This window comes from Zoogloea dura, from assembly GCF_012927165.1.
In the GTDB taxonomy this organism is placed as follows: Bacteria; Pseudomonadota; Gammaproteobacteria; order Burkholderiales; family Rhodocyclaceae; genus Zoogloea; species Zoogloea dura.
In genome coordinates, this window is record NZ_JABBGA010000001.1 from 521,392 (window position 1) to 545,137 (window position 23,746).

Consider the following 23,746-nt stretch of genomic DNA (forward strand, 5'->3'; position numbering starts at 1 on the left):
TCCCCTTATTCCGAAACGGCCGTATTGGCGCGGGCGGCCCACGCACGCATGCGGTCAAGGCCGGTCCAGTCGGCATCCACATAAGTGATCGCGCCGGTGGGACAGGCGGTGGCACAGGCCGGATCGCCGCCACACAGGTCGCATTTCTGGACCTTGCCGGTGTCCTGGTTGTAATTCACCGTTCCGAAGGGACAGGCAATGGTGCACACCTTGCAGCCCACGCAGACATCGTCATGGACCTCCTTGGCGCCAGTGGCTGCGTCGATACGGATCGCATCGACCGGACAGGCATTGAGGCACCAGGCCTCGGTGCATTGGGTACAGGTATAGGGAACCTTGCGCCCCTCGGTTTCGAAACTGAAAACCTTGATGCGGGACTTGGACGGATTGATGACCCCGGTGTGCTCGACCGAACATGCCATTTCACACTGCAGGCAGCCGGTGCACTTCTTGGGGTCAATGTGCAGGGATTTCCACATCGATCGACTCCTCCTCGTTGATTTCTGGACCGGTAGGCGCGATCACTGCTGGATCATCGGCTCGCAGTTGCCTGCGGCTGGCGGCCTCCGGGTCATTCTCCATCCAGTTCGACCTCACCCCGCCAAAAGGGGCATGGTTAAACCACCTCCGGATGCTTATCCCGCAACCAACGCTTGTCAATACGCGCCGCGTCATTCGAAACGGCCTTGACCAGGTCAATGCGCGAGGGCCGGCGAGTGTGCTATTAATCGGGCTCACCTTGATCCGGAGCCTTACATGAGTGTGGACAATGGCTGCGCCTCGCCGGGCGCCCGCAAGACCCTGTCGGTGGACGAAGCCCGGCAGATCATCCTGAGTACCGTCACGCCCCTTTCCGGCTGGGAAAAGGTGGCCATCCGCGCGGCCCTGGGACGCATCCTGGCCGCCGACGTCATCGCACCGTGCAATGTGCCAGCCCACGACAATTCGGCCATGGACGGCTATGCCGTGCGGGCCGAAGACCTCTCAGGCGACGGCGAAGTGCATCTGCAGGTCGTCGGCACCGCCTTTGCCGGACGCGGCTTCTCCGGCATGGTTGGCGCAGGACAGGCGGTGCGCATCATGACCGGCGGCGTCATGCCGATGGGTGCTGACACCATCGTCGTGCAGGAGATCGTCCGCACCGAAGGCAACACGGTGGTGGTACCGGCCGGCATCCGCAAGGGGCAGAACGTGCGCCGCGCGGGTGAGGACCTGGCGGAGGGTGCCGTGGCCATCCCCCGCGGCAAGCTGATGGGCCCGGCCGAACTGGGTCTGGCGGCATCCCTGGGGCTGGCCGAGGTGTGTGTCACCCGCCGCCTGCGGGTCGCGTTCTTCTCGACCGGCGATGAGCTGGCCACCATCGGCCGCCCCCTTGCCCCCGGCGAGGTCTATGACTCCAACCGCTACACCTTGCATGGAGCCCTGACGCGCCTGGGCTGCGAGCTGGTGGACATGGGCGTGATCCCGGACCGTCCCGACGAGCTCGAGGCGGCCTTCCGCAATGCTGCCGCCTGTTCGGACGTAGTCCTGACCACCGGCGGGGTATCGGTCGGTGAAGCGGACTTCATTCGCGAACTGATGGCCCGCCTCGGCGAGGTGAGCTTCTGGAAGATCGACATCAAGCCCGGCCGCCCCATGGCCTTCGGCAAGATCGGCGACACCTGGATGTTCGGCCTGCCGGGCAACCCGGTGGCCGTGATGGTCACCTACTACCAATTCGTGATGGACGCCCTGCTCCGCGTTGCCGGCCAGGATCCGCTGCCCCAGCGCCCCTTGATGCAGGCGAGCTGTACCAGCCCGATCCGCAAGCTGTCCGGCCGCAAGGAGTTCCTGCGCGGCCGGCTGTACCTGGAAGACGGCCAATGGCAGGTCCGTTCGGCCTCGGCCCAGGGCTCGGGGATCCTGCGCTCGATGTCGGAGGCAAACTGCTTCATCGTCCTCCACGAGCACCGGGGTGATGTGGTGCCCGGTGAGACGGTTCAGGTCCAGCTGTTCGACGGCCTGGTCTGATTCCCCCACGAGAGTACTGCACGCCGCGTGCTGATACGGCAGACACCACGGATCCCCAAAAATCAAAATGGCCAACCGGTCGCCCGGTTGGCCATTTTCACTTGCTTCGTAAAAAGCCTCAGGTCGTCAGCGCAGCCCTGATCTGCTCGAGGGTGCTCGGATCCTCGATGGTGGTCAGATCGCCCGGGTCACGGCCTTCCGCCAGTGCCTGGATGGAGCGGCGCAGCATCTTGCCGGAGCGGGTCTTGGGCAGACCGGAGATGAAGTGTACGCGGGCCGGACGGGCAATCGCGCCGAGGCTGCCATCGACCAGCTTCATGACCGCCTTTTCCAGGGCAGCAACCTTTTCGGCGGTATCCACGCTGGCCGGATCCTTGACCACGGCGAAGGCCATGGGCATCTGGCCCTTGAGCTGATCGGCCACGCCCACAACAGCCACTTCGGCAATCGCGGGGTGGGCCTGCACGGCCTCCTCGATCTCGCGGGTGCCAAGACGGTGGCCGGCGACGTTGATCACGTCATCGGTGCGGCCAAGGATCTTGTAATAGCCGGCATCGTCCTTGATACCCCAGTCGAAGCTGGAATACACCTGCGGCTCCTGGAACAGCGTGAAGTAGGTGGACACGAAGCGCTTGTCATCACCCCAGATGGTGGACAGGCAGCCGGGCGGCAGCGGCGGCACCACGCCGACGATGCCCTTCTCATTGGGACCGCACTCCGAACCATCGTCGCGGAACAGGCGCACGTCGTAGCCATACACCGGGAAACCGGGGGAGCCGAGCTGTACATCGTGCTTCTCGACACCAGGCATCAGCGACAGCATGGCCCAGCCGGTCTCGGTCTGCCAGTAGTGGTCGATGACCGGGATGCCCAGCTCGTCCATCATCCACTGGTGGGAGGTCTCATCCATCGGCTCGCCGGCGCAGTACAGGGCGCGCAGCCTGGAGAGGTCGTATTTCTTGAGCAACGCCGGGTCCTGCTTCTTGAGCACGCGGATGGCGGTGGGCGCGCTGAACATCACGGTGACTTCCTGATCCTGACAGATCTTCCACCAGATGCCGGCGTCGGGACGCAGCGGCGTGCCTTCATACATGATCGTGGCCATGCCGGCGATCAGGGGGCCGTAGATGATGTAGCTGTGCCCCACCACCCAGCCGATGTCGGAGGTGGAGAAGAAGGTCTCGCCGGCGTTGCCGCAGTAGATGTGCTTCATCGACGCGGCCAGCGCCACCGCGTAGCCGCCGGTGTCGCGCTGCACGCCCTTGGGCTTGCCGGTGGTGCCGGAGGTGTACAGGATGTAGCTGGGCTCGGAAGCTTCCAGCCAGGTAACGGGCACATTGGCATCCAGGTGCTTGGTGCGCAGGGTGGCGTAGTCTTCGTCGCGACCGGCGACCACGGCCATGTCCTTGTCGAGGCCACGATTGACCATCAGGACCTTGGCGGGCTTGTGCTCGGCCAGACTGATGGCTTCGTCCAGGAGGTGCTTGTAGGGCACCGGACGGCCGCCACGCATGCCGGCATCGGCCGACACGATCACGGTGGGCTTGGCATCGTCGATACGGGTGGCCAGGGAGTGGGAGGCGAAGCCGCCGAAAACCACCGAGTGGATGGCACCGATGCGGGTGCACGCCAGCATCGCGAAGCAGGCTTCGGCGATCATCGGCATGTAGATCAGGACGCGGTCACCCTTCTTGACGCCGAGTTCCTGGTAGATCGCCGCCATGCGCATGACTTCGGTGCGCAGTTCGGAGAAGGAGTAGATCTTCTCCTCGTCGGTCTCGGTGGAGATGTAAACCAGCGCCTTGCCGTTCGGGTTGGTTTCCGCGTGACGGTCGACTGCGTTGTAGCAGAGGTTGGTCTCGCCGCCGACGAACCACTTGACGAAGGGCGGCTTGGAAAAATCGTAGATCTGTTCGGGCTGCTTGTTCCAGTGGATCAGCTGGGCCTGCTCACCCCAGAAGCCGTTGCGGTCTTCAATGGAGCGCTGGTGAAATTCCTTGTATGAAGCCATGGGTCCTCTCCCTTTTTGAATAGTCAAACCACTGCCGTTGATGGCGTTGCGTCATGGCGCCCGCCTTTTTATTCATTTTTGGGTGCTGCATTCCCCTGCACGGCTTCTGCGACGCGTGCGAGGGTGGCAAGCGGCAGACCGGCGGAGAACTCGGATTCTATCAATTCCAGCAGGGGCAAGAGTGTCCGTATGGCATCCGGAAGTTGTTTGCGCAGCCGCGGATCCAGGCCGGCGGTGCGTAGTTGCAGCAAATACTGGTCAATGCTGACCGGCGACCGGGTGCCGGCGGGCACCATGTCCTGCGTGATCTCACCCTGCTCGCCCATGACCCGGTTGCCGCCTGCCGCCCGACCCGCGGCAATGCGCTGCACCGCCAGGCCGATGAGGTGGCTGACGGTCTGGTTCTTGCCGGGCTCGGTGGCCGCCAGGCCGATGGTGATCTGGATGCGGATCCGCTCTTCGCGGTAGGTCATCACGATGTGGTCGATGGCCGTGCGCAGGCGCATGGCGAAGGCACAGGCCCCCTCCATGTTGGTGCTGGGCGATACCACGGCGAAGCGGGCCGGCGCCAGTTCGGCCACGCTGTCTTCCTGGCGCAGCTTGGTGGCCAGGATCTTCGACAGCTTGCGGTTGATCAGTTGCGCCACATGGGCACCGTAACGGGCCACCAGCGTGTCGAACTGATCGATCTCGATGACCATCACCGACAGGTCGCCATGGCGGCGCTGAGCCAGGGACAGCTCCTGGGCCGCGTGGTAATGCAGATAGGACGGCGTCACCAGCCCGGACGAGGGGTCGACCGGGCTCGCGGTGGCCAGCGCCGCCCTGCTCTCCTCCAGGTCCCGCTGAGTTCGGGCCAGCTGGGTCAGCGCCTCGAGGCGGGCGAGCAACTCGACGTTGCCGATGCTCTTGGAGATGAAGTCGGTGGCCCCGGCACTCTTGGCCTTGACCCTCACCTCGGGCTCGTCGTCGCCCGAGATCACCACCACCGGCAGCGTGTTGATGCGGGAGATGCGGGACGTGCGGATGCGCTCCAGCAAGCCGTAGCCATCCAGGCGGGGCATGCCGATGTCGGTGATCACCGCCTGAATCGTCGGGTCCACCATCAGGGTCTGCCAGCCAGCCTCCCCATCCGCTTCTTCCCGCACCTCGAAGCGATCCCGCACATGCCGGATGATGGACGCACGCACCATCCGGGAATCATCGATGATCAAGACCCGCGGCAGGGCCTGATCGCTGTCTTCATTCATGCTGGGCTCGCTCAAGAGTGACTCTAGCCATTAACGGCAATCACCGTGCGCCCCTTGACCCGGCCGGCGATGAAGTCGTCGAAGACGCCAGGCAACTCGGCAAAGGGCACACTGCGGGTCATGGACGCCAGATGCCGCGGCTTCAGGTCCGTCGCCAACCTGTCCCATACCCGGGCACGCGTCGGGAAGCCCATGTAGCCGGAATCAATGCCAAGCAGGCTGACGCCACGCAAAATGAAGGGGAAGACGGTGGTGGGCAACTGGATGCTCTGAGCGTTGCCGATGCTCGCCACGGTGCCCGCCTGTTTCATGGTGGACAGCACCCAGGCCAGAATGTCACCGCCAACGTTATCCACCGCCCCCGCCCACAGGCCGGCATCCAGCGGACGGGTCTTGGCCGGGTCGATGGTATCGCGTAGCTTGATCTCTGCCGCACCGAGGGACTTCAGGTAGTCCTCTTCATGGGCTTTGCCGGTCAGTGCGACGACGTGATAGCCCAGGCCGGCCAGCATGTCGATGGCCAGCCCGCCAACACCGCCGCTTGCGCCGGTGACGATCACCGGGCCATTCTCGGGGCGCAGGCCGTTGTCCTCCATGCGCACGACTCCCAGCGCGGCGGTGAAGCCCGCAGTGCCAAGCGCCATGGCGTCGAACAGGCTGAGACCGGCGGGCAAGGGCACCACCCAGCCGGCCGGGATGCGGGCGTACTCCGCGTAGCCGCCGTGATGGGCAACGCCGATGTCGAAACTGGTGGCGATCACCTCGTCACCCGCCTTGAAGCGCGGGTCGCTGCTCTCCACCACCGTGCCCGAAAGGTCGATCCCGCCCACGCAGGGAAAGCGCCGGATGATCTTGCCCGCGCCGGTCGCGGCCAGCGCATCCTTGTAATTCACACTGGAGTAAGCCACCTTGACAAGAACCTCGCCCGCGTCGAGCGCATCGACCGCGAGGGTTTCCATGGCCGAAACGACCTTGCGGTTCTCATCCTGGCGAATCACGAACGCCTTGAAGGGGGACACTGCGCTGGACATGCATTTCTCCTCGTCAGCAGGCACCCGGGGGCGCCCTTGTTGTTTGTGGCCCGATTATAGCGCTGGCACCGACCGTCGATTCCGGGAGGTGCCGACAGCGCTCAATCCACGAGGCGCCGTGCCGTAAATGGAAACATCGCCCGCCGGACATCGACCATGACCCTCATCAATAGCCCGCTGGACAGTATCGAGTCCTACAACAGCTTTCTGAGCCGGGAGGCCATCCCCGTTCTCAAGCACACGGTCAAGGAACTGCAGGCCATGCGGGAGATGGAGGACAGCATCAACGGCCGAACGGTCGCGGCCCTGGTGCTGAGCGATCCCATGATGACACTCAAGGTGCTGATCCATATCGAGCAGCACCGGCGGGCACGCCAGAACCACGACATCACGACGATAGAACGCGCCATCATGATGATGGGGATCTCGCCGTTTCTGCGGGAGTTCTCCGATCTGCCGACCATTGAGAGCCAGCTTTCCGGCCACACCCACGCCCTGGTAGGTGTCCTGAAGGTGATCGGCCGGGCGCGCCGCGCTGCGCACTATGCCCGCGACTGGGCCATCGTGCGTCATGACCTCGATGTGGATGAGATCACCGTGGCGGCCCTGCTCCACGAAGTGACCGACATCCTGTGCTGGTGCTTCGCCCCGGAGCTGACCCAGCAAGTCTATGATCTGCAGCGCATGGACAAGAACCTGCGCTCCAGCGCCGCCCAGCGGGCCGTGTTCAACTTCTCGGCAAAGGAGTTGCACCTGGCGCTGGTCCGGGAGTGGCACCTGCCGGAGCTGCTGATCTCCATGATGGACGAGCGGCAGATCCAGAACCCCCGCGTGCGCACCGTACAACTGGCCAACAGCCTGGCCCGCCATACGGCCCAGGGCTGGGACAACCCCGCGATCCCCGACGATCTGGCGGCCATCGAGGAGCTGCTGCATATCGGCCGGGAGCACCTGCTGCATCGCCTGGCGGCGCCCCACGAGGCCATAGAAACCCTGCTCCAGGCCGGTGGCAAGGCAGAAGGCGCCCTGCCGCCGCTGTCCACGGCCACGCCGCCCCCCATGGCCTGAAGGCGGCGCCGGCCTATTTGCCGGCGGCCCGCGACTCCAGCTCTTCCCAGCGCAGCATGGCCGCCTCGAGTTCGTCGTCGATGGCCTGCAGCCGGGCGTTCATGCTTGGCACGTCCTGGCCCGCATCCTTGTAGGTCGCCGGATCATTGAGACGCGCCTGGATCACCCCTTGCTCCTCTTCCAGCTGGGCGATGCGGTCCGGCAGCGCGTCCAGCTCACGCTGCTCCTTCCAGGACAGCTTCACCGGCTTGGCAGCCACCGCCACCGGGGCCTCCTTGCGCACGGGCGCCGGCTTGGGTGTGGCGGGCGCCGCCGTGGCTACGGCCGGGCGGACCCTCAGCCAGTCCTCGTACCCCCCCGCGTATTCCTTCCAGCAACCGTCGCCCTCGGCGGCGATCACCTGGGTCACCACGTTGTCCAGAAATGCCCGGTCGTGGCTGACCAGGAACACCGTACCGTCGTACTGGGCCAGCAAGTCTTCAAGCAGGTCCAGGGTCTCGATGTCGAGATCGTTGGTCGGCTCATCCAGCACCAGCACGTTGGCCGGACGGGCGAACAGGCGCGCCAGCAGGAGGCGGTTGCGCTCGCCGCCCGATAGGGACTTCACCGGTGAGCGGGCGCGCTGCGGCGAGAACAGGAAGTCACCCAGGTAACCGATGATGTGAGTCCGGTGGCCGGCAATCTCCACGTAGTCGGAGCCCGGGCTGATGACTTCGGTCAGCGGCGCCTCGGGATCGAGCTGGGCCCTCAGCTGGTCGAAGTAGGCTACCGTCTGGCGCGTGCCCCGGCGGATCCGGCCGGCATCCGGCTCGAGCTCGCCCAGGATCAATTTGAGCAGTGTCGTCTTGCCGGCACCGTTCGAGCCCACCAGGCCGATCCGGTCGCCACGCAGGATGCGCGTCGAAAAATCCCGCACGATGCAACGATCGCCAAAGTGCTTTTCGACGTTCTCGAGCTCCGCCACCATCTGCCCGCTGCCGTCGCCCCGGTCGAGGGCCAGCTTGACGTTCCCGAAACGATCGCGACGGGCACTGCGTTCGCGCCGCAGGGATTCCAGGCGGCGCACCCGGCCTTCATTGCGGGTACGCCGGGCCTCCACGCCCTTGCGGATCCAGACCTCCTCCTGCGCCAGCAGCTTGTCGAAGCGGGCATTGGCCTTCTCTTCCGCATCGAGCTGCTCTGCCTTGCGGGCCTGGTAGTCACTGAAACGGCCCGGATAGCTGTTGAGTATCCCGCGGTCGAGCTCGACGATACGGGTCGTGATGTTGTCCAGGAACACCCGGTCGTGGGTGATCACCACGACCGCCCCGGGGAAGCTCCTGATCAGTTCCTCCAGCCACAGGATGCCATCGATGTCGAGGTGGTTGGTCGGCTCGTCGAGCAGCAACATCTCCGGCTCGCCCACCAGGGCACGGGCCAGTGCGACACGCTTGATACCACCGCCCGACAGGCTGCCGGTGATGGCCTCGCCCGAGAGCTTGAGCTGCGCCAGCACCTGCTCCACCCGCTGCTCCATACGCCAGGCCTGAGCCTCCTCGACACGGTGCTGCAGGGTTTCGAGGCGGCTCAGGGCAGCCTCACTGGCATCGTCGGCCACCGCGATCATGGCCGCGTGATAGTCCACCAGCAGCGAGGCGACCTCCCCCAGACCATCGGCAACAGTGTCAAAGACGCTCCGCTCCAGCGGAAAATCGGCCTCCTGGGGCACATAGGCAATCCGCGCCCCGGGCTGCCGCCAGAGTCGCCCATCATCCAGGCTGGCCTGGCCCGCGAGGGTCTTGAGCAGGCTGGACTTGCCGCTGCCGTTACGCCCGATCAGCGCCACCCGCTCGCCGGGGTCGAGCTGAAAGGCGGCCTTGTCCAACAAGGCTACGTGTCCAAATGCAAGGCAGGCGTCATCAAGAGTGATAAGTGGCATTTCGGAGCGGCTGGAAGGCTTGCGGAAAACCTTGCATTGTACCCGGCAAGCCCTACGACGCGGCACCCGCCCTGCACCGGACCGCTGTCAGCCCCCTCGCTGGCCCGACACATCCAGCCCGCAGCGCGCCGGGCACGGGCTCGAGGTACGACAAAAGCCCCACCACCATCAAAGCTGTTGACTTGCCGCCCCAGCACTAGTTAAATACGAATTATTCGCATTCTATTTCAACACCCGTGGAACGATCAGCCCCCCTCCCCGATACGCCCGGCACCACGCCGCCCGCCCGGCCTCCCGCAGGAGAGCTTGATGCACCGATCCGCAGCAAGGAACTCTTCAACAATCGCGCCTGCGTGTTCATCGAGCATGAGGGCATGGTTTATGCGTTGAGAGCAACGCGAACAGGCAAACTGATCCTCACCAAGTAAACGGGCCGCTCGAATCCGTTCCAACGCGACTGAGCGCTCCAGCCGCCGCGGACAGTACCCAGTACGGTTTGAAGGAAATACGACAATGTATGTATGCGTCTGCCGCGCAGTGACCGAAAAGCACATCGAAACCGCCGTCCACGGCGGAGCACGTCGCCTTCGTGATCTCCGCGAACAACTGGGCGTGACGGAAGAGTGTGGTCGCTGCGCCAAATGCGCAAAGCAATGTCTCGACGATGCGATTGGTCAGGTATGCCCGAACTCCCCCAATGCAGCGCAGAGCCCGGCCTATATCCTGCTCAGAAAGGCAGCCTGACGACCTTGCTGCTCATTCACGACGGGATTCATCCCGCAGGCTCATCCCGAACCTGCCGACCTTGACCCCGCCGGACTTCTCCCCCGCCCTACTGGCTTTGGGCAGCAAACTGCCTTGCTTCGCGCAGGCTGGCTGCAAAGCCCCCCTCATTAATGCACGACATGGGCAAGCTATATTTTTCCCATAGCGGTTTTCAGCCCTTCTTCAGCCTATAGTGACTTTGCGTCCAGCGTTTGATTGGACCTGTCAGGAGTACTGTCATGAACAAAGTGAAGAAGAGCAACAAGGAAACGAAGAAGCAACCCGTCATGAACCCAAAGGAAAAAAAGGCCGCTAAACTGGCCAAAAAGCACGCCCATGACGTCGTGCCGTTCATCACCCATTAGGCTCTCCCGCTCGCGGCGGACGTCAAGTCAGCCCTTCGTGCAAGCACGCTTCACGCGCACGACCGAGATCTTGAGGTGCTCGGTCGTCGCCTTGATGCTTGCGGAGTTCTAAACTCGCCAAGCCATCACGGCCGAGTCATCCCCCGTTCTCCTGCGGCCGAGGTGCTTGCCTTCGACCCGCGCCCGCTTCAGTCCAGCGCTCTGGCGCGCCTTGATATTCCCCGTTCCAGTTCGGCAACGGCCGCCAGCATGGTGAGCACGAGCTTGCCCGCAGGCGTGGACAGATCGAAGCCGTCCCGTCCCGCACGTAGGCAAGAAGCGCTGCGAGACCTTCACGCCAGGTAGCAGCGACCGAACCCGACACCCCATCACCCGAAAGCCACTTGCCTACGGCGTAGCAGGCCGAGATGGTGCTGCGCTGGCTCTCGCAGGTCTGAACATCAGTGGAGACACGGGAACCGGCAACGATGGCGGACACGGCAGGCCTCTATGTAACTCAAAGTCTCCGCGGACAGCCTGTAGGGCTTGTCGGCTGGGAGAGCCTTGCGGATGGCGGTATCAGCCAGGGACATGGGGGCCCTTTTTATCGCTCAGTGCTGGGGGCCTCTCAAGGGCCCCCGGAAAGGCCCCCAGAATGCGTGCGATTCGGTAAGGGCTCCTGACACTGCAGATACCCCTGAGCAACAAAAAAGCCCGCAATCGCGGGCTTCTTCGTGTGCTTCTGCTTCTACCTGACACTGCGTGATACAGCAGTGTGGTCCCCCGACAGGAATCCAATAGCAACTGAAAACCCTTTAAATATGCGGATCTTTCAATTAGATCTGTGATAAGTACCGTCAAAAATACCGTCACGGTTAAACCACGACCTCTCGGCCGCCTGAAGCTGCAAGGCCCATCGCTCTCCATTCGCGCCTGAAGGCTGCTGAGGATGCAGTTCAAAGAAACGACCACCGAGACAGACACTCAGCAGGCCGGCACACATGCGCGCTTCACGCTTGCGGCCGAGATACCGAAATGCTCAGCCGTCGCCTTGATGCTGGCCCCCTTCTCGGTCCGCCAGGCTCGAACATCGGCATCATCAATGGTCTTCTTCCGACCTAGGGGCCGACCTTCCGCCCTTGCTCGCTCCAAGCCTGCCATCTGCCGCGCCTTGATATTCTCCCGCTCCAGCTCCGCTACGGCGGCCAGCATGGTCAGCATGAGCTTCCCCGCAGGCGTTGCCAGATCGAAGCCCTCCCGCATCGAGACGACCGAAGCACCCTTGTCCTTGAGGGCCTCCACCGTGCTCAACACATCCAGGGTATTTCGGCCGAGGCGGTCGATTGCAGCCACCACGACCACATCCCCCTCCCGCACGTAGGCGAGCAACGCCGAAAGGGCGGCCCGCTGAGTCGCGGCGACAGCGCCCGACACCCCATCGTCAGAAAACCACTTGCTTACGGCGTAGCGGGCCGAGATGGTGCGGCGCTGGTTCTCGCAGGTCTGGTCGTCAGTGGAGACGCGGGTGTAGGCGACGATGGCGGACATGGCAGGCCCCTATGTGGATCAAAATCTATGGCTCACATATTAACCTAGCTCAAAATCCAAAACAACGATTTTGAACCATATCGCAGCGGGGTCTTCTGGGGCGGCTCAAAAGGTTTGGGTTTTGGTCCTTAATCCAACATGCTCAGTAAGAAATCCCACTGCGCGCCCAGGCTTGCTTCCGATGGCACACTTACGTCTGAATTTGCGCGCGCAGCATGACCCTGCTAAGTACATTGAATTGATTGAGTACGCGCGCGGAAAGATCATTCACCTCGGGCACCTTGATGCGGACGATCAACGCAAAGGGGAGCGCGCTCGGCTGCTGCTCGACGGGTAACGGTTCGCCATCCGCGTCTTTTAAGACGTCTGCATCAGGGGCCCCCTCGTCGCGCCCCTGATAACGGATCACGAAGCAGGGATCAGTCATTTCGCTGACCTCGATGCTGCGCTGATGATGCCTGCAAGTCTCCCATTTCAGTGCATCCCCCCGCAGGGTCTGCTCTGCATCGAACTTAGTTTTGCTGAAAAAACTCTTCGACTTTTTCCCATTTGGCTGGAAACGGATCTCGAGGCCCGCCCTGGTATAGCTCACGGGGTGGGCCGGATCCACAGGAGCCCGATAGGCAAACGTTGCCCCAATGATGATCCTGAGTTCCGGCGGCAATCCTGACGGCAGCGGAATCTTGGCCTTCAAGGGCGCTCCCTTTGCAATAAGGCCCTGATACATGACCACGACTTCGTCCTCAGGCGAATAGAGAATGCCATCGATATCGGCGGGAAGCACCCCCCAGCCGACCTCTGTCTGATCATGCCTGTGCGGATTGAACTGCGCGCGTGAAACCAGCAAGGCATGTAGCATGATCGGATCGATCGGCTCATGCACTGTCGCCCGTACGCCTGCAGCCAGCCGCAAGGCCAGAGGCGCTGCATAGCTGGTCCCGGCACGATGGCGGATGACGCGAGAAGCAGGATCGACAATACGCATCAGGTTAGTGGCTGATCCGCCGAAGGCCACCGCGTCGGGTTTGACCAAACCGGGGCTACGACCTGGCCCCACGCAACTATAAAAAGCCCGCGCCGCCTTGCCGTGGTGATCATCACTGGCGCCCACCGCAAAGGCATTGACAGCATCTCCGGGCGGCTGAATACGCCCCAGATCCGTGCCCTGGTCACCATCGTTGCCCACTGCCACGGTCATGAACAGATCTCCCAAAGACAGGAAGTCGTCCAGCCGCACTGTCCACTCGTGAGGATCATCATCCAGAATAGGAACACGAGGCCCCAGGCTCAAATTCGCAAGCGCATAGGGATACCCGCTATCCCGCGCTGCCTGCAGGGTGCTGATGATCCTGTCGATAACGTCGGCAGCCTGCATGTCGCCCGAGGTACTGGGAAGCACCCGCACATGGTCGACGTTGCAGTAAGGCGGCGCAATAGTGTGCTGCGTCGGCCCAATGGCGCCAAAAAGGAAGGCCGACGTTACCGCTTGGCCGTGCTCCAAATGACTAGGCTCGGCCGCAGCCAGATCCGGTGCATTGAGCGCGTTCACCCACGGCAACAGTTTCGGGGTGAAACCACCGTCGAAAATCACAGCCCTGAGAGACTCATCCATGGCCGCCGCCTCAGGAAGCGACGGGGCGAACGCCAGCGATCGGGTTAGCCCCTGATCCGGAGCGATGGGATCATCGGTCAGAACCGGCATGTTGCGAACGGCCCGCAAATGGGTGAAGGATTCGATGACGCCGACAAATTCCCGCGCAGCGTCTGCTCCGATCTGCAACGGCAAGAAGGTCAACCCACCAATTGTCCTGGCGCGCCGATCATCGAAGCGGGCGTTCAGCCCCCGCGCGAGGTCAAAGAAGGCACGGTTGATATCCGGATCGTGGACTGCGGCGTGCAGCACAACCTCAACTCCGCCATCAAACTTCGTGAAATCCAGCCCCTGTTTACGATCCTGCGGCAAAAACGGATCAATGCTCTCCAAACGAGCAAAGCCATCCTGCACCGTCTTGGGTGTCGCAGCGTCGGCAAGCAACGCTGATGCCCTTACAAAGTTTTCAGCGGTGCCCGCCACGATGAGCGTGGCGGTCGGCATACGCTTTGGTGGCTTTCCGTACACCATCTTGCGCGGCGTAACATCGACAGCGCGCGACCCCAAAAGCCTCAACCCAGTGTTTTTCAACAACGACTCAGGAAAATAGCTCTTGGCCAGAAATTCAGGATGGATGGTGAGCTTGGCGGCAATTTCTCTGCGCGGGGCAAGTTTCGGATCCTGGTGCAGCGCAGTCTGGGCCAGTTTGTCCAGCGTCGGCCCCAAGAGGGAGCGCTGATGCTCGATTGTGTAGGGCAGCGGCTTCTTCCGGCTTGATCCCGACCAGTCACCGTTTTCGAAGAGCTGTTCGCCCTTGCCAATCAACAGATTTCCCGTAGGCTCAGCCATGATTCTCTCCTTGGATTTCCTTCAGATCGCGCAAGACAGTGGTATGGGTGGTGCGCAGCTGGCGAGCAATCTGGTGAGCACTTTGTCCGTCGGCATGGAGCAGGCGAACCATCTCACGGCGGGCCTGCCTGCTTGATTTTTGCTGCTGCAGTTCCTGCGCGCACAGCTGCAAAGCCGTCGTGAAATTCATGCAATCCAGCAACGCGCGCTTTCTGGCCTGCGTGACCAAGCGGGTCACATCTGACAGCGGGCGCCCCTCGAGCTTTGGCGCAAGGGAAGTCGACAATGGACTAGGCACATCCAGCGCCCTGAGAATCTGAACGATCTGGTCGCGCGCAGGGGCCGGGAACCGGATGTTCAACTCGAAGCGGCGCAACATCGCCGGGTCAAGTAAGTCCTCAAAGTTGGTAGCCGCAATCAGGAGCGACGGGCCACTCCACGAATCCACCGCTTGTAGCAACACATTCACGACGCGCTTCAACTCACCCACATCTTGCTGATCATCGCGGCGTTTCCCCAAGGCATCGAATTCATCAAGAAACAGTACGCAAGGCGTCGTCCGTGCGTACTCGATAGCTTGAGTGATGTTCTGCCCTGTCTTCCCGAGATAGCTGCTGATGGTGGCGGATATGTTCAACGTGGCCAGCGGCAATCCCAATTTCAGCGCGACCCAACGTGCAGCCAGTGTTTTGCCAACGCCCGGAGGTCCATGCAGAAGGACGGTTCGCACAGGCAACAATCCGGCCTCTTGCAATATTGATAGCGACGACCACTCGGCTGTCAATCGATGCAAATTGCTCTCAACCATGTCGGGCCAGATGGGCTCCTGTGGCAACACAGGGCGCTCTTCGATAATCAGCACTTCTGGCGCATCTGATCTCGGAACAACATTTGGGGCAAAGCGGGTCAAGGAGCTCGGAGCAGCATTCAACCCCGCAGAAATTGCTTCTGAAAGGTCCGGGGCTATCTTTCGCATCAACTGAGCAAGCCGCATTCCGCGCAGCTTGAAGCGAGTGGCGTGACCGCTGGCGCCTTCCTGCATCAGCGCAAACCATTCCTTGCGTAGCTCTTCTTTCATTGTCTTATGGTTCAAAATGGAACTTGTTGGAACATTTCTAACATTATGTTCCATTTTAAAGCATGGCGCTAGAGCGCTCGTGCAAGAAAAGGCACTGCCGTCCATCCGGAAGCTGACTCATCGACGGATTCAAAGCCGAGAGCTGGTTACTCTCTGAGTTGCGGTTGCGCACAGGAACATACAAGGCAGCGGGCAGGCGCTCGCTGATCCGGTCCGAGAGGAGACGGCGGATGCGCCCGGCACAGGCCGGCCCGACGCCAGCAGCCTGCTGCAGACACCAGATGCGGTCATGAGCGAAGAAGGTCTGCGCCTCGGGCGGCAGATGGCTGACGACGGTACGCCGCTCGCCGGGCCGGAGGCTGCGGGCGTAGATGGCCGCCGGCTGGAAGTCCCGATGCACCGTGACCACGCTGTCGGTGGCGCGCAGCCACAGCCGCTTGCCCACCAACGCGAAGGGCACCGAGTAGAGCCCGCACTCGAAGCTCACATGGCAGTCCCTATGGTGCCCCGTGCGGCTATCTCGCACAGGCAGGGCGCAGGAATCACAATCCAGTGCTTTATCCGACGACAGGCTTCAATCCCGGATACGCGTCCTGCTCGCACTGCCAAAACTGCCAAAAGCCCCTTAAGACAGTTTTGGCAGCTCCACCCATGGCGTGCATGGGCAAAATATCCATCAGTGCCGTACAGGCATGGACTTCGGATTGACCACGTACATCGTCTTGACCCTCCCCCGGGTCGGCTCCTGCCACTCCTCCAGGTGCCCCAGCTCCACCAGCAGCCCGAGCCCTTCCGTCACGCGCTTCTGATCGGCAAGCCCTGACCACCCCGGCCGCCACACGTCCCGGCTCCCGAACCCATCCCGAGCCAGATCCCCCTTTCTCACCCGCTCCAGGATCCGCCGAGCCGTGTCCGCCTCGCCCGACTGGGCGACCCCATAGCAGCGCCGCGCATGCGTCTGCAGATACACGCTCCAGTGCAGTGCCCGCAGGGTGGAGGCAAAGCCCACCGGACCGTGGTGTCCGTCCGCCAGGTGGAAGGCTAGGGCCAGGGCCGGCACCAGCTTCCGGTATTTGGCGAGGTGCGACTCCAGGGCGGGATACATCTCCCCCGTGCGCAGCTCCGCCTCAAAGCCCGTGCGCCATTCGGTGAAGGCCTCTAGGGCTTCCGGGTCGAAGCGAAGGAAGGGCGGCCCGTCCGGGGCCTCCTGCTCGGCCCCGCGGGCCTGCGGATCCAGGGCGTCCAGCTCCTCGAAGACCTGGAAGGCGGCGTCCTTGGCTGGGCCGTCCGGGTAGCGATCAACGTTCTTCCAAGCCCCGCCGGTCTCGGGCCACACCAGCAGGCCGAAGCGGGCGAGCATGCCATCATCCGACGCCCCACCGCGCATGGCGGCCCGCAGGTATTCGCCCAGGGGGCCCGGCTGGGCGCCTCCGATCACACCCAAGCACACGGCCGGCACGCGCCGGTGGCCCCGCCCGATGCGGTCGAAGGTCCAGCCGTCCTTGCCATTCCAGCCGGTCATGAGGAAGGCACGCAATTCCGTGGCGTCCTCCCGGTCCAGGCCGGCAAGCCAGCCGGGCAGTTCGTCCCGCACCACCAGAAGCCCGCGGGGGTTTTCGATGAGCTTCTCGGCCAGGGCTTCCACGGTGGCGCTGGCCACGGTGTAGCGGCGCAGGACGGGGGCTTCGTCGGCATCGGGAAGGAGGAAGCTGGCCACGTCCACCAGGGCGTTGGGGTTCTTTCGGAGTGCCTTGGTGGCTTCGCTCTTGCGGGCTTCGGCCCGGGCCTTGGCAATCTCGGACTCGGCCCGCCACTGCCCTTGGGCGGCGGTCCATTCCTCCAGGGCACGGGCCTCCAGGCGCACCAGCGGGGCCAAGGCGGCCATCATGGCCGGGCTCTTCATCATCCCTGGCCTGCCCACGATGCAGCCCCACAGGTTGGGAAACTCCTGCCAGTCGCTCCTGGCCTGCGGGCGGATGGCGCAGCGGCGGCCGATCAGGTTACCCAGGGCGGCCACCATGGGCACGGCAACGAAGTCCGGTGGGCACTGCATGCGATCGGCCACGTCCTGCACCCAGGGGCGCAGGCGATCGGGCAACAGGGCGTAATCGAAGGGGGCCACCGGCGCCAGGCCCTCGGGCAAGGGCTGGGGATCGGGCCAGCTGGCAGTCGGCCAGGTTCGCGGGTCGCCCAGAGCCGGCGCCAGGGCCGCCCGCTCCTCGAGGCGGGCGGGCTCATAGGGCGGCGGGGCCTTCATGGCTGCACCTCCACCCCGTGGGCCTCGCTGATGATGAACTCGGCCGCCGGCACCTTGCCCGGGCGGAGCAGGATGAGCCGCTTCGGCCGGGCCGCCACCAGCTCCGCCAGGAGGTGGCGCAGGCGCTCCGGGTCCGGCGCCGGCTGGGTCACCACCAGCACCGACAGGGCCGCCAGATAGCGCCAGTCCAGGCGGCCAGGGTGGAAGTCCGGCGGGCAGCAGATGGCGGGCCCCAGGACCGTCACCGGCCCCGCTGGCCAGCGGTCCAGATAGACGACGACCTGGCGCTGGGCCGGGACCAGATCCCGGGCCCGGGCGTCCGCCAAGTCGCGAGCATGGGCAGGAAGGCGCCTACCGGGTGAGCATCGCCAGAAAGCATGGGGAGCCGTGTCGGGCATGGTCATGGCCAAGCCCTCCTGGCAAAGGTGAGGCGGTAAGCCCGAGCCGGGCCCGTGAAGCGGCGCAGGAGCCGGTACAGGGTGAGCGTGTTCATTCCGGCACCTCCTGGTCACGGAGAACCTGCGCCCGGTGCTGGGCAGCCTGACCCGCATCGATCATTCCGGAGATGACATCCAGACTATGCGCGAGATGGGACAACAGATCGGCCACACTCGCAGCCGACTGGAAATTGCCAGCCCCCGGGCCTTCTGAACCGCCGTCAGCAAGGACGAGCCCCGCCAGCCCCTCGCAGATGTGGGAGAGGTTTTGAGCCTCTTCACTAGCAACTCCGGCGAGGTTCGACAGCTCATCCAGTTCATCGAGCGTCAGGCGGTCTTCAGCGTGGCGGAAGAGCACCGCAAATGCGTCAGTAACCCAGCTCATGCTTCACCCCCTTCGCTCTCATTGACGCTGGCGCCCAAGACAATGAGTAAGGATCGGGGTACGCGCTCATGCCCGAGACTCAGCGGCGCTGGCTTGCCGTCCCAAGTGACGCACGCGGAGCCGTCCGGATAAACCTTCATCACGGTTCCCGCGCGGCCGGTGTGGCGGTCGCAAACGCGATCGCCAATGGCCAACGGTTCGCGGACGATCAGGCCGGGATGACGTGCAGTGGGCCGCCCAGCCCTGGCAGGTAGCGGAAGCGAAGGCCGCGGCATGGCGCCGTGAGGGTGACGGGCGTTCATTCCGGCACCCCCGGGGACGAGAGTTGATCGAGAATGCCGCAGACATGGTTTTCCATGTCACCCGCCACATGCCACCCCAGTTCCAGCAGTTTGCACAAATGGGAATGCTCTGGAGCCATGTTCTTGGCGACGAAGAACAGCGTGGCAAGCTGCTGGAACGCACTGAAGCTGCAGCGCAGACCATCTTCCAGGCGCTCTTCGAGCTGCGACGGCGCTTCGGCCATCACCTTGGTTGTATCAGCCATGATCAGCCCTCCAGCGCAGCGATGGCGATCTGAAACGCGGAGACGCGGCCTTCGTGATAGGTCCGCATCTTCGCCGTTCTGGCCTGGCTCGCCTTCTGGCGGCTGTCCTCGATGGCCTCCCGGAGGAAGCCGGCCGGATCGCTGGGAATGGCCTGATCTTCACGGACGATGGCATCGGCGGCGGCCCGGACGCAGCCCAGTGCCGTTTCAGCCAGATAGGCCGCAGCAAACGCGGTTGGCGTGCCGGCCTCGTCGGCCGTCCGGTAGGCGGCATCGACGGCCGAGGTCATCAGATGGGCGGCTTGCTGGAGCGCATCCGCAATGAGGACGCCTTCCCGAACCGCAAACAGCTCGTAGCCGGAAATGCCAAAGAAGTGATGAAGCGCAGTAACGCGTGTGGATGCTGCAGACGTACCATGGGTAGGGAGTGACATGGTGAAGCTCCTATTTGCGGTTTCTAACTCCGCTTCCCAGCCGCCAAGCTGGGGGGCGGAACCGTGCAGGTTGGCGGACCGGCAAATAGGAACCGGCAGGGTTTCCCCTCCCACACGGCCCGCCCATAGGGGCGACACCATGCTGCGGACGTAAAAAAACCGCGCGGAGCGGTTGTCCGCCTATTTCATCCGGGCCGCCAAGCCCGTACCGCTGTTGTCTCAGCGGTAGCAGGATGATGGGCGCCATGCCCCGGGCGTGTCAAGCAGGGCGAACATCAAAAAAACGAACGCCGCTGTCATCCTTTGGTGTCGACCGCCCGTTGAGCCGGCCAGGAGGTGTTCATCATGTCAATCAGATGGCCGGATAAAGCCTGCAAGCGTTGCGGGACGAAAGATCACTGGAACATCCGCCGCTGCATCAACCTGGGCGGTCAGAAGACGCACCTCTTTGTGTGTGCCCACTGCGGAGAACGCACAAAGGATTTCATCGATAAAGCCGCTGCTGCCGAAGCGCTGGCGGCCGGCATCGAGATTCTGGAGATCCCGCCCGCCTATCAGGCGAAGCGCCCGAAATGCGTAGTCTGCGGCGCCGAGGGCGCCGAGAACCACCATTGGGCGCCCTCTGCCCTCTTCGGGCTCGAGGCCGAGCGCTGGCCCCAATCCTATTTATGCCAGCCCTGCCACCGGCGCTGGCATGCCATTGTGACGCCCAACATCAGCGCCCAGCCGGGGCTTTGAGGCTTTGGGCCCCACGGGGGCTAGGAGCGTGCCGCCAATTCCTGGAGCGCAGACACCAGGCGCTTTGCATCGTCGGCTGAGCTGACGCTGATGCTCGACGTACCGGTATTGGTCGAGAGATCCACCTGGAACACCTGCACGTTTCGTACAACGGGCGTTGAGGCCTGTTGGGCACCGCGCCCCAGCAGGCGGTCGGCTTCGGCTTGAATAGCATCGTCCAAGAATCGACCGTAAGTGTTCTGCGTGTTGCCGTACTCGTCAAAAAACTGCCGGGCTGCTTGGTTGGCGCGCTTGTCATCGACGCCGAGCGACTTGAGCCGCTCAGCCACGGTCCTAGGGGTGTCCACCATTATTTCGAGCACATTGCCGGCAGAGTCCCGCACCATTCCGTCCCTGGCGGCCCCGGCCGAGCGGATTGAGGCAGTCAGGCCATCGTAGGATGCTGCTGCGTTATCGGCAGAGTCAGCGACCCGGTCGGTGCTCTCCGACAAGTCGTACATACTGGATTTGAGCTCCTTTGTTTCATAGGCCAGCCTCTTCATCCGATCCGCTATGAGATCGAACTTTTCCGCCTCCAACTGCTTGGCCTTGATGTTGGCATCCATCACCGCCAACTCTGCCTTTTTGGCTTCGGTCAGCTCTCCGGAGGCCTCAAGTTCTACACGCTTTGCCTTGGCGACCAGCAACATGGCTTCCGCCTCCAGGCGTGCAGCTGCTGCCTGAGCCTCACTGATCTGGAGCTCAATCCGCCACACGGCAATCTGCGCCTCGGCAATGTCCTTCTCGTTGCCCCGCTGCTTGGCCACCTCAAGGATGGTATTGGCCCGGTACAGATCGTTCTGCAGGGCCGATTGCTGCAGGCTGGCGGCCTGCCGCTCGGCGGCAACGTGCCGTTCCGCCGCGGCGGTGGCGTCGCTCAAGGCGTCGCGGTAGAGCAGCAAGGCCTTTGCCCTGGCTTCGTCGGCAGCCTTCATCTCCTCGGCAAGATTCACGCCCTGAGCGTTGAGGGCGACCAAGCGCTGGTATTCGGCCTCGGCCGCCTGCCAGGCATCCCGCAGGGCGTAGACCTGCTTGGAGTGGTCGGCATAGACGCTGGCCGCGGCTTCCGCCTGCAGTGTGGCCGAGTGCGCCGCCGCCGTGGCCTGGGTGGTCCGATCAGCTTCCGCCTGCTTGGCCTTGACCGTCTCTTCCAGCTTCTCGCGGAGCTTCTCCTTGCTCTCGGTGAGCTTGCCATCGGCGTCCCGCTCCTGCTCCAGGGATGCCAGCTTGGCCCTGGAGATTTCCAGGTCGGCCCGCACCTGGGCGTTCAGGGCGGCGAGCGCGCCCTCATGTTCCTTGGCCGCATTGGATGCAGCGTCCAGCTTCTCGACCTGGGTGCCGAAGGTGTCGGCATAGGCCTTCATGGACGCAGCCTCCGAATCCCGGGCCGCCGCCAGCGTCTTGAGGTTGTCGATCTGCTTCTTGCTGGACTGCTCCACCTGGGTATAGGCGTTCTCGATCTTCAGCCAGTCTCCTGCTGCAGAGGCCGCCTTCTTCCCAGATTCTTCGACTGCATCTGCAGCCTCTTTCTGCTTGTCGGCTGCGCCTTGGGCGGCTGCCTTTTGCTTGTCCAGACTCTTCTGGATATCGTCGGCAGTCTGGCTAACTGCGTCCCTCCACCGAACCATAGAATCAATCGGATGCTTCCAATCGAAGGTAGCAATAGCCCCAGCGGTGATCCCGAAGATCTTTCCGAGAAGTACAAAGGCGCCGGTAAGCCCCCCTACCGCAAGCCCGACCTGCTCGACGACAACGACTAGAGCACGGAACAGCCCGGTATCGCCAATAACCTGGAAGGTGTCAGTAATGGCGTTCTTCAGCCGCGCCCAGTTCGCCACGAAGGTGTCATTGTTGGCGGTGCCGGTCTTGTACATCTCATCCAGGCCTTTGGCCAGGGCCGGCAGCAGGTCCTCCGCCAGGACACCGCCGGTCTCCACCATCTTGGACAGCTCGGCCACGGTGAGGCCCGCGCCGTTGGCAGCCGCCTTCAGGGCACCGGGAAGGGCTTCACCCAGTTGCCCCTTCAGTTCTTCCATTTGCACGGTGCCCTTGCTGGCCATCTGATTGACGGCGCGCAGCGCATCGTTGGTTTCGGCGCTGCTCTTGCCCAAGGTTGCCATGGCACCGGCCACCGACTCGAAGACCTTCCGGGCGCCCTCGCCTTCGAGCGCGGTGCCCTTGGTTGCGGCAACGAGTTGAGTGTAGGACTTGGATGCTTCCTTGACCTCGATGCCCAGCCGATTGGCGGCATCACGCACATAGCCCATCTCGGCGGCGGCCTTCTCGCTCGATCCGGTGAGGAGCTGCATGGTCCGGGCGAAGCTCTCGGCCTGCGCGTTGGCGGTGACGAACATCCCGCCGGCCTGGAAGGCCAGATAGACGCCGCCGAGCTGGGCAACCAGGCCCTTGAACTCCCCCGCCAGGGTCTTGGTGGAGGCGCTCAAGCGCGAGGTGGCCGCGCCCGTCCCGTCCATCTCGGCACGCAGCACGGCAATGCGTGCCTGTCCGGACTCGAAGGCCCGATCGAAGTCGGCCCCCGAGACCTTGGCATTGGCGCCGAGCTTCAGCAGCGCCTGATTCACCTGCAGGATGTCGGCCTCAATCTCCGCCGTGCTCCGGGTGCCCGTCGTCGAGAAGGCGTCGGAAAGCGCTTTCTTGGTCCGGGCCGAGAAGGATTCGACGGCTTTGGCTTCCGCTTCGCGGGCAGCGGAGGCGCGGGCCGCGGCGGCTTCCGCTTCCGCATAGGCCTTGGTTTCGGCAGCAAGCAGTTCCTGGGCGGCCAGCTTCTGGCGGGTTTTGCTGACCTCCACGATCTCCGCCAGCCGTGCCTCTTCGTTTGCCTGCGCCCGGGCGGCCACCTGCACCGCCTCCAGCGCAGCCCGCTCGGTTTCGAGGGCGGCTTTCTGTGCCTCCACACGTTGCGTGACGCTGGCGAGGGCGCCAGACAGGCGGGCCTGCTCCCCGGCTAGGTTCCGGGTATCCACCCCCACGCCAGCGGCCGCCGCCCGCGTTTCGGCCAGAACATCCTTCTGCCGGCTCCAGGCCTTTTCTGAGGCGGCCAGCTCACCATTGGCGGCCCGTAGCTCCGCCTGCAGAACCCTGATGGCCTGACTGTTGGCGCCCGCGCCCTTGGCATCGGCCAGGGCTTTATCCAGGGCCTGGACTTCATGCCGGGCCTCACTGACCGCCGCCCATGCCTGCTTGGCACTGGCAATGGCCGCCTCCAGGCCGGCCACGCGGATCTGCTGCTGGCCGAGGGCTCGGACCTCATTGGCCAGGTCCTGGAAGTGCGGCGCGGCGTTGCCTGCATCAGCGGCAAGCGCGTCGATCTTGTCCGCCAGGGTGGTGACGCCACCGGCGCCGATGGTTTCGACTGAGAGCCTGAGTTTGACTTCGTCGTCGCTGAGTAAGGCCATGAGGATGACTCCAGAAAGGGAGGATAGGGA

Annotated in this window: 21 protein-coding genes; 6 read left to right on the forward strand and 15 right to left on the reverse strand. The window is 63.6% G+C overall.

Annotated features, from left to right (window positions below):
• Nucleotides 1–5 precede the first annotated feature (5 nt).
• Nucleotides 6–479 carry a 4Fe-4S dicluster domain-containing protein gene (locus HHL15_RS02310; RefSeq protein ID WP_169144182.1) on the reverse strand — a complete coding sequence of 158 codons (474 nt, stop codon included), beginning with the start codon at nucleotides 477–479 and terminating at the stop codon, nucleotides 6–8.
• Nucleotides 480–756: 277 nt separating this feature from the next.
• Here HHL15_RS02310 and moeA point away from each other — a divergent pair, with 277 nt between their 5' ends.
• Nucleotides 757–2,010 (forward strand): molybdopterin molybdotransferase MoeA, encoded by a 1,254-nt coding sequence (moeA, locus tag HHL15_RS02315; protein ID WP_169144183.1) that lies wholly within the window; start codon nucleotides 757–759, stop codon nucleotides 2,008–2,010.
• A 118-nt stretch (nucleotides 2,011–2,128) separates the two neighbouring features.
• Here moeA and HHL15_RS02320 read toward each other — a convergent pair whose 3' ends face one another.
• The 3 genes from HHL15_RS02320 to HHL15_RS02330 form a co-directional block, all read right to left on the reverse strand.
• Complete coding sequence (locus HHL15_RS02320) at nucleotides 2,129–4,021, reverse strand: propionate--CoA ligase (protein WP_169144184.1); 1,893 nt, start codon at nucleotides 4,019–4,021, stop codon at nucleotides 2,129–2,131.
• Between the two features lie 68 nt (nucleotides 4,022–4,089).
• Complete coding sequence (locus HHL15_RS02325; RefSeq protein ID WP_169144185.1) at nucleotides 4,090–5,271, reverse strand: GGDEF domain-containing response regulator; 1,182 nt, start codon at nucleotides 5,269–5,271, stop codon at nucleotides 4,090–4,092.
• Between the two features lie 23 nt (nucleotides 5,272–5,294).
• Nucleotides 5,295–6,290, reverse strand: a complete 996-nt coding sequence (locus HHL15_RS02330; RefSeq protein WP_169144334.1) for an oxidoreductase — start codon at nucleotides 6,288–6,290, stop codon at nucleotides 5,295–5,297.
• A gap of 168 nt (nucleotides 6,291–6,458) precedes the next feature.
• On the opposite strand from HHL15_RS02330, the gene HHL15_RS02335 reads away from it, so the two are divergent.
• Nucleotides 6,459–7,370, forward strand: a complete 912-nt coding sequence (locus HHL15_RS02335; RefSeq protein ID WP_169144186.1) for an HDOD domain-containing protein — start codon at nucleotides 6,459–6,461, stop codon at nucleotides 7,368–7,370.
• A gap of 13 nt (nucleotides 7,371–7,383) precedes the next feature.
• On the opposite strand, the gene HHL15_RS02340 is transcribed toward HHL15_RS02335, so the two are convergent.
• Nucleotides 7,384–9,288, reverse strand: coding sequence for an ATP-binding cassette domain-containing protein (locus tag HHL15_RS02340; protein WP_169144187.1), 1,905 nt, complete (start codon nucleotides 9,286–9,288; stop codon nucleotides 7,384–7,386).
• Between the two features lie 353 nt (nucleotides 9,289–9,641).
• Between HHL15_RS02340 and hemP the strand changes: the two genes are divergently transcribed.
• The 3 genes from hemP (at nucleotide 9,642) to HHL15_RS26750 (ending at nucleotide 10,418) form a co-directional block, all read left to right on the forward strand.
• On the forward strand, nucleotides 9,642–9,716 hold the full coding sequence (gene hemP / locus HHL15_RS26995; protein ID WP_408065716.1) for a hemin uptake protein HemP: 75 nt from the start codon (nucleotides 9,642–9,644) through the stop codon (nucleotides 9,714–9,716).
• Between the two features lie 85 nt (nucleotides 9,717–9,801).
• Nucleotides 9,802–10,032 carry a (2Fe-2S)-binding protein gene (locus HHL15_RS02350; RefSeq protein WP_169144188.1) on the forward strand — a complete coding sequence of 77 codons (231 nt, stop codon included), beginning with the start codon at nucleotides 9,802–9,804 and terminating at the stop codon, nucleotides 10,030–10,032.
• A 260-nt stretch (nucleotides 10,033–10,292) separates the two neighbouring features.
• The gene (locus tag HHL15_RS26750; RefSeq protein WP_268967069.1) at nucleotides 10,293–10,418 is read left to right on the forward strand and encodes a hypothetical protein; all 126 of its coding nucleotides are present in this window, start codon (nucleotides 10,293–10,295) and stop codon (nucleotides 10,416–10,418) included.
• Nucleotides 10,419–11,381: 963 nt separating this feature from the next.
• On the opposite strand, the gene HHL15_RS02355 is transcribed toward HHL15_RS26750, so the two are convergent.
• The 9 genes from HHL15_RS02355 to HHL15_RS02395 all read right to left on the reverse strand — a co-directional run bounded on the left by HHL15_RS02355 (nucleotide 11,382) and on the right by HHL15_RS02395 (nucleotide 19,523).
• On the reverse strand, nucleotides 11,382–11,945 hold the full coding sequence (locus HHL15_RS02355; protein WP_169144189.1) for a recombinase family protein: 564 nt from the start codon (nucleotides 11,943–11,945) through the stop codon (nucleotides 11,382–11,384).
• Nucleotides 11,946–12,135: 190 nt separating this feature from the next.
• A complete protein-coding gene (locus HHL15_RS02360; RefSeq protein WP_169144190.1) occupies nucleotides 12,136–14,385 on the reverse strand; it encodes a S8 family serine peptidase in 2,250 nt (749 codons plus the stop codon).
• Nucleotides 14,378–15,463: an AAA family ATPase gene (locus tag HHL15_RS02365; protein ID WP_169144191.1), complete on the reverse strand. Its 1,086-nt coding sequence runs from the start codon at nucleotides 15,461–15,463 to the stop codon at nucleotides 14,378–14,380. The genes HHL15_RS02360 and HHL15_RS02365 overlap by 8 nt, the downstream gene beginning before the upstream one ends.
• Before the next feature lie 55 nt (nucleotides 15,464–15,518).
• On the reverse strand, nucleotides 15,519–15,989 hold the full coding sequence (locus HHL15_RS02370; protein WP_408065712.1) for a Mu transposase domain-containing protein: 471 nt from the start codon (nucleotides 15,987–15,989) through the stop codon (nucleotides 15,519–15,521).
• Nucleotides 15,990–16,139: 150 nt separating this feature from the next.
• Nucleotides 16,140–17,720 (reverse strand): YfjI family protein, encoded by a 1,581-nt coding sequence (locus HHL15_RS02375; RefSeq protein ID WP_169144192.1) that lies wholly within the window; start codon nucleotides 17,718–17,720, stop codon nucleotides 16,140–16,142.
• Nucleotides 17,717–18,124 carry a hypothetical protein gene (locus HHL15_RS02380; RefSeq protein WP_169144193.1) on the reverse strand — a complete coding sequence of 136 codons (408 nt, stop codon included), beginning with the start codon at nucleotides 18,122–18,124 and terminating at the stop codon, nucleotides 17,717–17,719. Before HHL15_RS02380 ends, HHL15_RS02375 begins: the two co-directional genes overlap by 4 nt.
• A gap of 85 nt (nucleotides 18,125–18,209) precedes the next feature.
• Nucleotides 18,210–18,542: a hypothetical protein gene (locus HHL15_RS02385; RefSeq protein ID WP_169144194.1), complete on the reverse strand. Its 333-nt coding sequence runs from the start codon at nucleotides 18,540–18,542 to the stop codon at nucleotides 18,210–18,212.
• A gap of 298 nt (nucleotides 18,543–18,840) precedes the next feature.
• Entirely contained in the window at nucleotides 18,841–19,089 is a 249-nt protein-coding gene (locus HHL15_RS02390; RefSeq protein ID WP_169144195.1) for a hypothetical protein, read from the reverse strand.
• Between the two features lie 2 nt (nucleotides 19,090–19,091).
• Nucleotides 19,092–19,523, reverse strand: coding sequence for a DUF3077 domain-containing protein (locus HHL15_RS02395; RefSeq protein ID WP_169144196.1), 432 nt, complete (start codon nucleotides 19,521–19,523; stop codon nucleotides 19,092–19,094).
• Nucleotides 19,524–19,868: 345 nt separating this feature from the next.
• On the opposite strand from HHL15_RS02395, the gene HHL15_RS02400 reads away from it, so the two are divergent.
• The gene (locus HHL15_RS02400; protein WP_169144197.1) at nucleotides 19,869–20,261 is read left to right on the forward strand and encodes a hypothetical protein; all 393 of its coding nucleotides are present in this window, start codon (nucleotides 19,869–19,871) and stop codon (nucleotides 20,259–20,261) included.
• A 20-nt stretch (nucleotides 20,262–20,281) separates the two neighbouring features.
• Here HHL15_RS02400 and HHL15_RS02405 read toward each other — a convergent pair whose 3' ends face one another.
• Complete coding sequence (locus HHL15_RS02405; protein ID WP_169144198.1) at nucleotides 20,282–23,716, reverse strand: tape measure protein; 3,435 nt, start codon at nucleotides 23,714–23,716, stop codon at nucleotides 20,282–20,284.
• Between the last annotated feature and the right edge of the window lie 30 nt (nucleotides 23,717–23,746).